Source organism: Isoptericola sp. NPDC056618 (assembly GCF_042792715.1).
Taxonomy (GTDB): Bacteria; Actinomycetota; Actinomycetes; order Actinomycetales; family Cellulomonadaceae; genus Isoptericola; species Isoptericola nanjingensis.
Map to the genome: position 1 here is coordinate 72,130 of NZ_JBHTVZ010000001.1, position 11,963 is coordinate 84,092.

10 protein-coding genes are annotated in these 11,963 nt (G+C 73.1%); 3 read left to right on the forward strand and 7 right to left on the reverse strand.

The genetic code is table 11. The features are described 5' to 3' along the window. Positions 1 to 133: 133 nt before the first annotated feature. Entirely contained in the window at positions 134 to 577 is a 444-nt protein-coding gene (locus ACFQ8T_RS00320) for a nitroreductase/quinone reductase family protein (protein ID WP_430544581.1), read from the forward strand. A 51-nt stretch (positions 578 to 628) separates the two neighbouring features. On the opposite strand, the gene ACFQ8T_RS00325 is transcribed toward ACFQ8T_RS00320, so the two are convergent. The 3 genes from ACFQ8T_RS00325 to ACFQ8T_RS00335 form a co-directional block, all read right to left on the reverse strand. Next, positions 629 to 1,615, reverse strand: a complete 987-nt coding sequence (locus tag ACFQ8T_RS00325) for a hypothetical protein (RefSeq protein ID WP_430544582.1) — start codon at positions 1,613 to 1,615, stop codon at positions 629 to 631. 101 nt (positions 1,616 to 1,716) lie between these two features. Then, positions 1,717 to 2,325 (reverse strand): response regulator, encoded by a 609-nt coding sequence (locus ACFQ8T_RS00330; protein ID WP_430545078.1) that lies wholly within the window; start codon positions 2,323 to 2,325, stop codon positions 1,717 to 1,719. 68 nt (positions 2,326 to 2,393) lie between these two features. Continuing rightward, positions 2,394 to 3,785, reverse strand: a complete 1,392-nt coding sequence (locus ACFQ8T_RS00335; protein ID WP_430544583.1) for a sensor histidine kinase — start codon at positions 3,783 to 3,785, stop codon at positions 2,394 to 2,396. Positions 3,786 to 3,857: 72 nt separating this feature from the next. On the opposite strand from ACFQ8T_RS00335, the gene ACFQ8T_RS00340 reads away from it, so the two are divergent. Further along, positions 3,858 to 4,748, forward strand: a complete 891-nt coding sequence (locus ACFQ8T_RS00340; RefSeq protein WP_430544584.1) for a hydrolase — start codon at positions 3,858 to 3,860, stop codon at positions 4,746 to 4,748. Here the strand turns inward: ACFQ8T_RS00340 and ACFQ8T_RS00345 are convergent. Beyond that, positions 4,741 to 5,952: a YibE/F family protein gene (locus tag ACFQ8T_RS00345; protein ID WP_430544585.1), complete on the reverse strand. Its 1,212-nt coding sequence runs from the start codon at positions 5,950 to 5,952 to the stop codon at positions 4,741 to 4,743. The two genes, ACFQ8T_RS00340 and ACFQ8T_RS00345, sit on opposite strands and share 8 nt — an antisense overlap. A 51-nt stretch (positions 5,953 to 6,003) precedes the next feature. On the opposite strand from ACFQ8T_RS00345, the gene ACFQ8T_RS00350 reads away from it, so the two are divergent. Beyond that, the gene (locus ACFQ8T_RS00350) at positions 6,004 to 7,020 is read left to right on the forward strand and encodes a DMT family transporter (RefSeq protein WP_430544586.1); all 1,017 of its coding nucleotides are present in this window, start codon (positions 6,004 to 6,006) and stop codon (positions 7,018 to 7,020) included. Between the two features lie 93 nt (positions 7,021 to 7,113). Here ACFQ8T_RS00350 and ACFQ8T_RS00355 read toward each other — a convergent pair whose 3' ends face one another. From ACFQ8T_RS00355 to ACFQ8T_RS00365, 3 genes are read right to left on the reverse strand one after another with little or no spacing between them, the layout of a single operon-like run. Next, positions 7,114 to 8,877: an ABC transporter family substrate-binding protein gene (locus ACFQ8T_RS00355; RefSeq protein WP_430544587.1), complete on the reverse strand. Its 1,764-nt coding sequence runs from the start codon at positions 8,875 to 8,877 to the stop codon at positions 7,114 to 7,116. A 49-nt stretch (positions 8,878 to 8,926) separates the two neighbouring features. Next, positions 8,927 to 11,020 carry a dipeptide ABC transporter ATP-binding protein gene (locus ACFQ8T_RS00360; RefSeq protein WP_430544588.1) on the reverse strand — a complete coding sequence of 698 codons (2,094 nt, stop codon included), beginning with the start codon at positions 11,018 to 11,020 and terminating at the stop codon, positions 8,927 to 8,929. Further along, positions 11,017 to 11,952, reverse strand: a complete 936-nt coding sequence (locus tag ACFQ8T_RS00365; protein ID WP_430544589.1) for an ABC transporter permease — start codon at positions 11,950 to 11,952, stop codon at positions 11,017 to 11,019. Before ACFQ8T_RS00365 ends, ACFQ8T_RS00360 begins: the two co-directional genes overlap by 4 nt. Between the last annotated feature and the right edge of the window lie 11 nt (positions 11,953 to 11,963).

Consider the following 11,963-nt stretch of genomic DNA (forward strand, 5'->3'; position numbering starts at 1 on the left):
GCCGCGCCACCCCCGACTTTCGTCGCGGCACGGTGGCCGCCGGTCGGTACCGGCGGCCGTCCGCCCCTGGCAACGTGCGACAGGACGCAGGACCCACCGGCGAGCACCCGCCGCCCCGACGAAGGAGAGCACGATGTCGTTCACGCACCCGCAGGGCACCCGCGGCGCCCACCAGCCCCGCGGCCGCTTCCTCGCCGGCCGGAACCGACGGGTCGCACGGCGGGCGGGCCGGTCGACCGGCGACCTCCTCGCCCTGACGACGATCGGCCGGAGGACCGGTCAGGAGCGGTCCGCCCCCGTCGGGGGCTTCCCCGGCGGGAACGGCAGCTGGATCGTCGTCGCGTCCGCCGCCGGCGCTCGGGCGAACCCCTCCTGGTACCTCAACCTCGCGGCCCACCCCGACCGCGCGACGGTCACGACCGGCGGCCGGACCGTGCCCGTCGTCGCCGAGGAGCTGCACGGCGTCGAGCGCGCCGCCGCCTGGCGGACGGTCACGTCCGTCTCCCCCGCGTTCGCCCGATACCAGGACCGCACCGACCGTGAGCTGCCCGTCATCCGGCTGACCCCGCGCGCCTGACCTCGACGTAGTACCTGGTGACGGTTCAGCCCCGGGAACCGTCACCAGGTACTACGCCGACAGCACCAACGGGGTGTCGGCAGGCCAGGGGCGCGGCGCCCAGCCCACCCGATCGAGCAGGCGGCCGACATCGGCGACGACAGCTCCCCCGATGACATCCCGTCCCGTGTACCGCAGCATCCTGGCCCCGCGGGCGACCAGGGCGTTCTGCCGAGTCCGGTCGCGGAACACGGCCTCGGGGGTGGAGTGCTCCTCCCGCCCGTCGAGCTCCACGGGCACGACCCCTCCGGCGGGCAGGAACCAGGCCAGGTCCGCGCGCGCGAGGAACCGGCCGCGCTCATCGTGGATCTCGAGCTGGAGCGCATCGGGCGGGAAGCCCGCGTCCGTGCAGGCAAGCCGCGCCCGGGTCTCGATCGGCGACTCCGCCCGCCCGTCCGACTCGTCCCACCACGCTCTCGAGCGCGCGGCGCCACGACGACCACGGGCGGCCTCGCGGGCGTGTCGGAACTCGGCCTCCGTGACGAGGCGTCGATACCGCACCGAGTCCATGAGTGCGACGGCGTCGCGGCGTTCGAGCTCCGGGACCGCCTGGGCCAGGGCCAGGTCTGCCTGGACGCAGGGGATGCCGTCGACGACCACCCACCGGCGGAGCTGCTCCCGCCGGATCCGGACGGGCTTGCTGCTCCGGCGAGGCGTGCCGTCGGGGAAGGTCACCTCCGGCGGCACCCGCCGCGGCGCGCCCTGTGCACCCTGCAGCACGAGCGAGGCGAGGCCGGTCGCGACCGAGCCGGGGAACGCGAGCGGGCCGACGATCGCGCCCCGGCGCCGACGTCGGTCGTACGGGTCGTCGTCCCGCGCCGAGGGGATGCCGGTGTCGAGGACACCGAGCATGGCGCGCCGCCATCGTCCCTGCCGGACGAGCGCGGCGACCTGATGGCCCGTCAGCCCGTGCTCGCGGCACTGGGCGACGGAAGCCAGGCCTTCCTGGTGGGCGGCGAGACGGGCGAGCGGCGAGGGGACGTCGATCCGACGAGGCATGGCAGCAGCCAAGCTGAGCGGGACGGCGGACAGCCGGCGTTGTCCACAGCCCTCGAGGTAGTACCTGGTGACGGTTCCGCGCCGGGAGCCGTCACCAGGTACTACGTCAGGGTGCGGTGGTAGAGGACGACGGCCTGGACGCGGTCGCGCAGGTGGAGCTTGGCCAGCACGTTGGAGACGTGGGTCTTGACGGTGGCCTCGCCGAGGAACAGCTCGCCCGCGATCTCGGCGTTCGACAGCCCCTGGCCGACGAGCACCAGCACCTCCCGCTCCCGCGGCGTGAGCTGGTCCAGCCGGGGGTCCGACGACGCCGGGTCGGCGCCGGACGGCGCGGCCACCGGCCGCTCCCCGGAGACCATGCGCTCGATGACCCGACGGGTGACCTCCGGCGCGAGCAGCGCGTGCCCGGCGGCGACGGTGCGGACGGCGTCGACGAGCCGGTCGGCGTCGGAGTTCTTCAGCAGGAAGCCGGACGCGCCGGCGCGCAGGGCGTCGTCCACGTAGGCGTCGTCGTCGAAGGTGGTGAGCACCAGCACCTTGGCGAGGTCGTCGGCGACGATGCGCCGGGTGGCCTCGATGCCGTCCATCACCGGCATCTGCACGTCCATGAGCACGACGTCGGGGCGCAGCGCCCGCACCTGCTCCACCGCCTGCGCGCCGTCGGCGGCCTCGCCCACGACCTCGACGTCGGGCTCGACGGACAGGATCATCGCGAAGCCGGAGCGCACCAGCCTCTGGTCGTCGACAAGAAGCACCCGCACGGGCGCGTCGGCGCTGGTCACGGGCGGTCCTCGGGCAGGGGCAGGCGCACCCGCACACGGTAGCCGCCGGTGGCACGCGGCCCGACGTCGGCGACGCCGCCGTGCGTCGCGACGCGCTCGCGCACGCCCACCAGCCCGAGGCCGGTGCCCGTGGAGCCGGGGCGCGGGCGGCCGTCGTCGAGCACCTCCACCTCGGCGAAGCCGTGCGGGAACCGGTCGGCGGACGGGTCGTCACGCCGTGCCGGGCGGCGGTCCACGCGCACGACGACGCGTGCGGACCGGGCCGTGGAGTGCTTGCGCACGTTGCTCAGCGCCTCCTGCGCGGTGCGGTACAGGCTGAGGCCGACCGGCGCGGGCACGGCGTCGACGGCGCCCGGCTCGGCCACCACCCGCACGTCGACGTCGAGCCCGGCGTCGTCCGCGAGGGCCGGGACGTCGGCCAGCCCGGGCTCCGGCGCGCGCCCGCCGACCGCCCCGGTCCCGCCCGGGTCGCCGTCCTCGACCCCCCGCAGCGTGCCGAGCAGCCCGCGCATCTGCGCCACGGCCTCGCGCGACTCGCCCTCGATCGTGGCCAGCGGCTCGGCCGCGGCGGCCGGGTCGCCCGCGAGCATCCGACGGGCGGCGGCGGCCTGGATGCCGATCACGGACACGTGGTGCGCGACGACGTCGTGCAGCTCGCGGGCGATGCGCAGCCGCTCGGTGACGACGGCCTGCCGCTGGAGCTCCGCCGTCTGGCGCTCGATCGTCGCGGCCTGCGCCTCCAGCTGCTCACGGCGGCGGGCGCCGTGCCACATGAGCTGGCCGGCCACGACCGCCCCGTAGAAGTAGGCGACGTTGATGAGCAGGTTGTACGCGGTGAAGGCGACCCCGGGGTCGACCAGGCCGGGCCGCTCGTCGGCCAGCCCCATCGACTCGACGATGCCGTCGATGCCCGCCCCGACGGCGAACTGCCAGGCCAGCCACCCGAACATCGCCAGCAGCGCGGCGCCCACGACGAGCACCATCGCCTGCCGGTCGCGCGCCCACGCCACCGCGCTGAACAGCGCGACGAAGTAGACGACCTGCAGCGGCACGAGGATCGTCACCATCGGGACGGTCAGGCCCACCACGAGGAAGTGCAGGTACACCACGGAGAGCACGACCAGCGGGAACCGGCGCCGCCACATGAGGGGCGCGGCGCCCACGGCCGACAGCAGGTAGAGCAGCCAGGTCGGGGCCGTCTCGTCCTCGAAGTACCCGATGCTGCGGGCGAGCTCGGCGCCCACCAGGGAGACGACGACGAACGCGGCCCCGAGCCACAGGTCGTTGCGGTAGGCGCGGGCGGGGTCGGCGGGCACGCGCTCCCACCCGGAGTCGATCCCCCACCAGTCGGAGAGGCGGGCGGTCCACCCGGCAGGTCGCTGCGGCATCCGGCCAGCGTAGGAAGACCGCCCGGGGTCCCGCCTCCCCCACGAGGCGGAGATCGGGGCAGGATGGTCGGCGTGACCACCATCACCGGGATCGACACGACGCCCCCCGCAGCCCTCACCGTCTCCGTGTGCCGCACCTGCGCGGTCGAGCACGCCGAGCGCCCCGACACGTGCGCGATCTGCGCGGACGAGCGGCAGTGGGTGCCGGTGTCGGGACAGGCGTGGACCACCCTCGAGGAGCTGGCCGCGGAGGGCTGCGCGATATCGGTGCGCGAGCTCGAACCGGGGCTCGTCGCCCTCGAGGTCGCGCCGGGGGTCGGTATCGGGCAGCAGTCGAAGCTGGTGCTGACGTCGGCCGGTGCGCTGCTGTGGGACCCGCTGGGCTTCGTCGACGACGCGGCGGTGGACGCCGTGGCGGGCCTGGCCGGCGAGGGCGGCGTCGTCGCGGTCGCCGCGAGCCACCCGCACATGTTCGGGGTGCAGGTCGAGTGGTCACGGCGGCTGTCCGCCGTCACGGGACGCGACGTCCCGGTCCTGGTCAGCGAGGCCGACGCCGGCTGGGTCGCACGCCCCGATCCGGTGATCGAGACCTGGGCCCCCGGCCCCGCGGGCGAGCGGGAGATCCTTCCCGGTGTGTGGCTCAGCCAGCCCGGCGGGCATTTCCCCGGCTCCGCCGTGGTGCACTGGGAGGCCGGCGCCGACGGCCGCGGCGTGCTGCTGTCGGGCGACACGATCTTCGCGAACCCGGACCGCACGGCGAGTTTCATGCGCAGCTACCCGAACCGCATCCCGCTGTCCGGGGCGGTCGTGACGCGCGTCGCCGAGCACGTCGCCCGTCGCCCGTTCGACCGCCTCTACAACAACTTCGACGGCGTCATCCCGGCCGACGCGCGCGACGTCGTGCTGCGCTCCGCCGAGCGCCACGCGGCCTGGGTGCGCGGCGACTTCGACCACCTCACGTGACGGCCTCGGCGGGCTCGCGCCGGGGCAGGGCCGGGACGGCGTCCGACGGTCCTGGCACGACGACCGCCGCGATCGCCGTCGTGATCGGGATGGCGAGCACGAGGCCGATCGACCCGACCAACGTGCGGACGATCTCCTCCGCGATCTCGCCCGAGGTGAGCGCGGTCACGGGCGACTGGTCCAGCAGCCACACCGTGAGCAGCAGGGGCAGCGCGGCGCCCACGTAGGCGAAGGCGATCGTGTACACCGTCGACGCGATGTGGTCACGACCGATCCGCATCGCCCGCGCGAACAGGGCGCGGCGCGAGGCCAGCGGCGCCAGCGCGCGCAGCTCCCAGACGGCCGACGCCTGCGTGATCGTGACGTCGTTCAGCACGCCCATGCCCGCCAGCACGAGCCCGCACAGGGCGATGCCCTGCAGGTCCACCCCGGCCGCCATCGACGGCAGCATCTGCGCGGTCTCCGACGTCGCGCCCGTGATCTTCGAGGCGGACGTGGCCCACGTGCCGATCGCGGCCGTGAGGGCCAGGCCGGCCAGCGTGCCCAGCAGCGCCACCGACGTCCGCGTCGTCAGCCCGTGCGCCAGGTAGAGCACGACGAGCATCACCGCCGACGACGTCACCAGCGCGACCGCCATCGCGTCCTTGCCTGCGAGCAGGGCGGGGAACGTGAACCCGAGGAAGACCGCGAACGCGACGCCGAGCCCGGCGATCGCGGCGAGGCCCCGCCACCGGGCCACGAGGAGGACGACGAGCACGTACGCCCCGGCGAGGAGCGCCAGGGGGAGCTCCCGCTGGTGCTCCATGAAGACGTAGGGGGCGGCGATCTCCCCCTGGAGGTCGCCGATGTGCAGCGCCACCAGGCCGTCGCCGGTCTCGAAGTCGAACCGCGGGTCGACCTGCATGCGTGACGCGCCGCCGTCGGGCAGCTCGATCGGCAGGGTCACCTCGCCCGACGCGTCCTCGCCCGGGGGCCCGGCCACCGTCACCTCGACGAAGGAGCTCCCGTCCACGACCACGGGGATGCGGTCGGGCACCTCGCCCGCCTTCGGCCAGAGCATCCACATCCCGAGCGCCGTCGCGACGATCGCGGGCAGCACGAGACAGGCGATGACGAGCCGCGTGCGGGTGGGCGCCGGCGCGACCGGACCGCCGTGGGAGTGGGCGTGACCGTCGGCACGGCCGTGGACCGGGGCGGGCGTCATGCGCGGATCCTCACACGGGGCCCGCCGGTTTCCCGGACGTACACTCCCGGGGTGAACCAGACGCCCGATCCCGCCGCAGGCCCCGGGACCGGGCGGGCGGTCGGGGTGGCGCTCGCGATCGTCGCGGGGTTCGCCGCCGCCTTGCAGAGCCGCGTGAACGGCACCCTCGCCACCGAGACGGGCACGGCGTTCGGCACGGCCGCCCTGTCGTTCGGCTCGGGCCTGGTGCTCCTCACCCTCGCGCTCCCGTTCTCCCGCGCCGGGCGGTCGGCGCTCGGCCAGGTCGCCGCCGGCCTGCGCCGTGGCGGCTCCTCGGGCGGCCTGCGCTGGTGGGAGTGCCTGGGCGGCCTCGGCGGCGCGTTCTACGTGATGTCGCAGGGGCTGACGGTCGACGCGCTCGGCGTGGCCGTGTTCACCATCGCGCTCGTGGCCGGGCAGTCGGTGAGCTCCCTCGTCATCGACCGGCTCGGGCTCGCGCCGGGCGGCGTGCGCCTGGTGACCGTGGGCCGGGCCCTCGGCCCCGTGCTCACGGTCGTCGCCGTCGTCGTGGTCTCCGGCGCGGGCGCGGCGACCGCCGCCCTCGGGCTGGCGCTGTTCCCCCTCGTGGCGGGCGTGCTGCAGTCGTTCCAGCAGGCGCTGAACGGCCGCGTGCGCGCGGCGGTGCGCCCTGCAGACGGCGGCGGCCGCGACGGCGGGGTGCTGGCCGCCACGTTCGTGAGCTTCCTCGTCGGGACGGCGGCGCTGCTCGTGGTGTTCGGGGTGTCCCTCGTCGTCGACGGCGCCCCCACCGGCTCGCTGCCCACCCGGCTTCCCGCCGACCTGCTGCTCTACTCCGGCGGCCTGCTCGGCATCGTCTTCATCGCCCTGCAGGCGGCCGTGGTGCAGCGCATCGGCGTGCTGCTGCTCGGGCTGGGGATGATCGCGGGCCAGGTGGTCGGTGCGCTCGTCCTCGACGTCGTCTCCCCCGCCGTCGCCCCGCCGGGCGTCGCGACCTACGTCGGCGCGGCGCTCACCCTCGTCGCCGTCGCCGTCCCCCTCCTCGAGGGCGCGCTGCGCCGCCGCCGCTGACTTCCCGGTCGCTCCCGGGCACGACGACGCCGCCCCGACCGGGCAGTCGAGGCGGCGTCGTCGTGCGTGGTGCTCAGCGGGTGACGCGGTGCGTCACTTCTGCCAGCCCCAGTTCTCCGGGTGCGGGGCGAGGCCCTCGAACCCGGAGGTGCGCCAGCCGAAGTTGGCCAGGCCCTTCTTCACAGCGGTCATCTCCGGACCGAAGTCGATCGGGAAGGTGCCGTACTGCTCCAGCGCCTTCTTCTCCGCCTCGTTGAAGGCGGTGATCGCGGCCGGGATGTCCTCGATGGTGCCCGGCTTCTTCATCAGCTCGTCGATCTCCTTCGTCCCGATGTACGTGAAGTTCGAGTCCGAGTCGGAGCAGTAGAGCTGGCAGCCCGAGGTGCTGTAGCCGTACGGGTCGGAGGACGACCAGGCCATGATCAGCATCTCGTACTTGCCGCCGAGGACGGTGTCCGAGAACTTCGACGGGTCCTGGTTGTCGAGCTCGACCTCGATGCCGGCCGCCTTGAGCATCGCCTGCACGGCGTTCGCCATGGCGGTCTGCGTCGGGCTGTCACCGAAGAAGGTGTACTTGAGGTGGACCGGCTTGCCGTCCTTCTCGTAGTAGCCGGACTCCTCGTTGAGCGTGTAGCCCGCGCCCTCGAGCGTCGCCTTGGCGTTCTCCACCGAGAAGGCGGCGTCGGCCGGCATGTTGTTCTCGTAGCCGTCCTGGATCGGCGACATGACCTCGGACCCGGCCGGGTCCTCCTCCCAGCCGAGACCCTGGAAGTCGATCTCGGCGAGCTTGGAGACGTCGGTCGCCTGCGTCACGGCCTTGCGGACCGCGATGTCCTGCAGCGCCTCGGCCTTGGTGTTCAGCGTGAACACACCGGTCGACAGGGCGTAGTTGATGAGGATCTGCACGTCGTCCATGCCGCGCGCCACCTTGAGGCGGTCGGCCGCGGCGACGCCGACGGAGTCGATCTCACCGTTCTGGAAGGCGTTGATCGAGGCGGCGTCGTCCATCTGCTTGAAGACGATCTTCTCCAGCTTCGGCGCCTCGCCCCACCACTTGGGGTTCGGCACGAAGGTGGCCTGCGTCTCGTCCTGCGAGTCGACGATGAACGGACCGGCGGCCCACTCGTTGTGCGGCTCGTTCACCCAGCCCTTGGTGTAGGTCTTGGCGTCCAGGCTGTCCGGGTGCATCAGGTTGATGAACAGGAACTGGTACGGGAAGAACGGCGTGTCGAACGTGACGACGACCTGCTTGTCGTCCTTGCCCTTCTTCACCGACTTGATCTGGTCGTAGCCGGTGGTGCCCACGGGGTTGAACCCCTTCATGGTGCCCGACTGCGCCTTCCAGGTGGCCTCGAAGGCCGTCCAGTCGATCGGCGTGCCGTCGTTCCAGGTGGCCTTCGGGTTGACGTCGTACGTGACGACGAGCGGGTCCTCGCTGGTGACCTCGACGTTCGACAGGTAGTCCGGGTTCGGCGTCGGGTTGCCCGCGACGTCGTAGTCCCACAGCGACGCCTGGTACAGCTTCCAGAAGTCGCCCATGTAGCGGGTGTTGCCGTCGACCGAGAACGCGTTCCAGTTCGGCGTGACCTCGGACGTCGCCAGCGTGAGCGTGCCGCCGTCCTCGACCGCGTCGCGGTCCTGCGGGTTGTTGTACGCCTTGCCGGCCTCGGGCATGGGCAGCTCGCCCTTGTACGAGGAGGGGACGCCGTCGGCGGGCTGCGTCGTCATCGACGTGTCGCCGTTGCCCTTGGCCGTGCCCTCGTCGTCGCCACCGCCGGAGCCGCACGCGGCCAGGGTGAGCGCGAGCACCGCGGCAGCAGCGACCGCACCGACGCCCTTCTTGCGGATCGTTGTCATGATTCTCCTTGAGAAGCGTCTACCCGGTGGGGTAGATGACCCGGACGGGTCAGGCGCGGGTGGTCTCCCGCACGTCTGTGGGGCCCGCCGACGTCCTGGTCAGCGGGAAGTGGCAGGCGGCGAGCTGGTCGTCGCCGCCCGTGAGCACGGGCAGCACGGTGTCGCAGCGCCGCTGGTCGTCGGCCGGCAGCGTGGCGCGCACGGGGCAGCGGCTCGCGAAGCGGCAGCCGGGGATCTCCTCCACCGGGCTGGGCAGGTCGCCCTCGAGCACCACGCGCTTGCGCCCGCGCTCGAGCTGCGGGTCGGGCAGCGGCACGGCCGACAGCAGGGCCTGCGTGTACGGGTGGCGTGGCGCGGTGAAGACCGCCTCCGTGTCCCCGGACTCGACGACCTGCCCCAGGTACATCACGGCCACGCGGCTGGAGATGTGCCGGATCACGGACAGGTCGTGCGCGACGAAGAGGAACGCGACGCCGAGCTGGGCCTGCAGGTCCTCGAGCAGGTTGATGACGCCCGCCTGGATCGACACGTCGAGGGCCGACACCGGCTCGTCGAGCACGATGAGCCGCGGGTTCACGGCAAGGGCCCGCGCGATGGCGATGCGCTGGCGCTGGCCGCCGGAGAACTGCGACGGGAACCGGTCGACGTGGTCGGGGTTGAGGCCGACCAGCTTCATGAGCTCGTCGATGCGGGCGTTGACCTTCTGACGCGACCAGCCGTGCACCTTGAGCGGCTCGGCGAGCACGTCGTAGACCGGCATGCGCGGGTCGAGCGAGCTCATCGGGTCCTGGAACACGATCTGCAGGTCGCGCCGCAGCCCCGCGCGCTCGCGCTTCGAGAGCTCCTCGAGGTTCTTGCCGAGCACGGCGACCCGGCCGCCCTGCGGCGCCTCGAGCTTCATGATCTCGAGCAGCGTCGTCGTCTTGCCGGAGCCGGACTCGCCGACCAGCGCGACCGTCTCGCCGGCGCGCACGTCGAACGTGACGCCGTCCACGGCCTTGACGGTGCCGACGCGGCGGCGCAGGAAGCCGCCCTTGGTGAGCGGGAAGTGCCGCTTGAGGCCCTCGACCTCGAGCACGACCTCGCGCTGCTCGCGGGGCACCGCCTCGAGCTCCGACTCGGCGGCCTCGGCCACCTCGTAGGCGTCCTCGAACGTGACGCCCTGCTCGGCGAGCTCGTCGGCGCGCACGCACGCGGCGAGCGTCTCGGGCCGGCCGGCGACGGGCAGCAGGTCGGGCTCGGTCGTGCGGCAGCGGTCCTCGACCAGCGGGCAGCGGTCGGCGAACGGGCAGCCGACGGGCAGGTCGACCAGCGACGGCGGGTTGCCCTGGATCGGCACGAGGCGACGGCTCTCGCCGCGGTCGGGGCGCGGCACGGCGCCCAGCAGGCCCATCGTGTACGGCATGGCGGGCCGGGCGAACAGCTCGTCGACGGGCGCCTGCTCCACGGGGCGGCCGGCGTACATCACGAGGACGTCGTCGGCCACGCCGGCCACGACGCCGAGGTCGTGGGTGATCATCACGACGGCGGCGCCGGTCTCGCGCTGCGCCTTCTTGAGGACGTCGAGCACCTGGGCCTGGATCGTCACGTCGAGGGCCGTGGTGGGCTCGTCGGCGATGATGACGTCCGGGTCGTTCGCGATGGCGATCGCGATCATCACCCGCTGGCGCATACCGCCGGAGAACTGGTGCGGGTACGCCCGCAGCCGCTCGGCCGGGTTGGGGATGCCGACCAGGTCGAGCAGCTCGATCGACCGCTCCTTGACCTGCTTGCGGTTCAGGTCCTGGTGCAGGTCGAGGGCCTCGGCGAGCTGGTCGCCGATGGAGAAGACCGGGGTCAGCGCGGACAGCGGGTCCTGGAAGACCATCGCCATCTCGTTGCCGCGGTACTTGGACAGCTCGAGCTCGCTCAGCCCGAGCAGCTCCGTGCCCTTGAGCCGGATGGAGCCCTCGACGCGGGCGTTCTCGTCCAGCAGCCCCATGACCGACAGGGACGTCACGGACTTGCCGGACCCCGACTCCCCCACGATGCCGAGCGTCCGCCCGGGCATGAGGTCGAAGTTGACGCCGCGGACGGCGCGGACGGTGCCGGCCTCCGAGGCGAAGCTCACGTGCAGGTCGCGCACGCTCAGGACGGGGTTCATGCTCGGCCTCCCGACCGGGAGTTCGGGTCGATGGCGTCGCGCAGGCCGTCGCCGATGAGCTGCACGGAGAACGTGAGCAGCACCAGCGCGATCGACGGGGCGATGAGCACCCACGGCGCGGTGAGGATGACGCTCTGCCCCGCCTGGAGGATGGTGCCGAGCGAGGTGTCCGGCGCCTTGATGCCGAGGCCGAGGAACGACAGCGCCGTCTCGGAGTTCACGGCGGCGACCACGCCGAGCACGGTCTGGATGATGAGCACCGACCCGAGGTTCGGGATGAGGTGCCGGCGGATGATCGTGAACGACCGCACGCCCATGTACTTGGCGGCGTGCACGTAGTCGAGCTCGCGCAGCGACAGCGTCAGGGTGCGCAGCACGCGGGCGTACCCGATCCAGCCGAAGACCGTGATGCCGAACGTGAGCCAGATCCAGCCGTTGGCGCCGGACGACGAGCGCACGATCATCGCGATGAGCAGGAACGACGGGATCACCAGCAGCATGTCGAGGACCCACATGCCGACGCGCTCCACCCAGCCCTCGAAGAAGGCGATGGTGGTGCCGACGATCGCCGCGATCACCGTGATCGCCACGGACGACAGGATGCCGATGGCGAGGGAGCGGCCGAGGCCGCGCGCCACGAGGGCGAAGACGTCGGACCCGCCCGTCGTCGTGCCGAACCAGTGCTCGGCGGACGGCGCCTGGGCGAGGGCGAGGAAGTCGGGCTCGTCGTAGCCCCACTGCGCGATGCGCGGGCCCACGAACGCGAACACGACGAGCAGCACCAGCAGCACCAGCCCGACGACGGCGGACGGGCGGCGCGCGAAACGCCTGGCGATCAGGGTGAAGCGCCCGGTGCGCCGCAGCCCGGTGCTCTGCTCGTCCTCCGCCGTGAGGACGGCGGCGGCGGTGACGGTCAGCTCGGAGTCAGCCATGGTTGTCCAGC

What these genes read in the sequence shown, in the direction of transcription:
- ACFQ8T_RS00345 (WP_430544585.1), bottom strand. Translation starts at nt 5,952, where the DNA reads ATGACGCCCGCCCCGGTCCACGGCCGTGCCGACGGTCACGCCCACTCC.
- ACFQ8T_RS00320 (WP_430544581.1), top strand. Translation starts at nt 134, where the DNA reads ATGTCGTTCACGCACCCGCAGGGCACCCGCGGCGCCCACCAGCCCCGC.
- ACFQ8T_RS00365 (WP_430544589.1), bottom strand. Translation starts at nt 11,952, where the DNA reads ATGGCTGACTCCGAGCTGACCGTCACCGCCGCCGCCGTCCTCACGGCG.
- ACFQ8T_RS00360 (WP_430544588.1), bottom strand. Translation starts at nt 11,020, where the DNA reads ATGAACCCCGTCCTGAGCGTGCGCGACCTGCACGTGAGCTTCGCCTCG.
- ACFQ8T_RS00355 (WP_430544587.1), bottom strand. Translation starts at nt 8,877, where the DNA reads ATGACAACGATCCGCAAGAAGGGCGTCGGTGCGGTCGCTGCTGCCGCG.
- ACFQ8T_RS00335 (WP_430544583.1), bottom strand. Translation starts at nt 3,785, where the DNA reads ATGCCGCAGCGACCTGCCGGGTGGACCGCCCGCCTCTCCGACTGGTGG.
- ACFQ8T_RS00325 (WP_430544582.1), bottom strand. Translation starts at nt 1,615, where the DNA reads ATGCCTCGTCGGATCGACGTCCCCTCGCCGCTCGCCCGTCTCGCCGCC.
- ACFQ8T_RS00330 (WP_430545078.1), bottom strand. Translation starts at nt 2,325, where the DNA reads ATGATCCTGTCCGTCGAGCCCGACGTCGAGGTCGTGGGCGAGGCCGCC.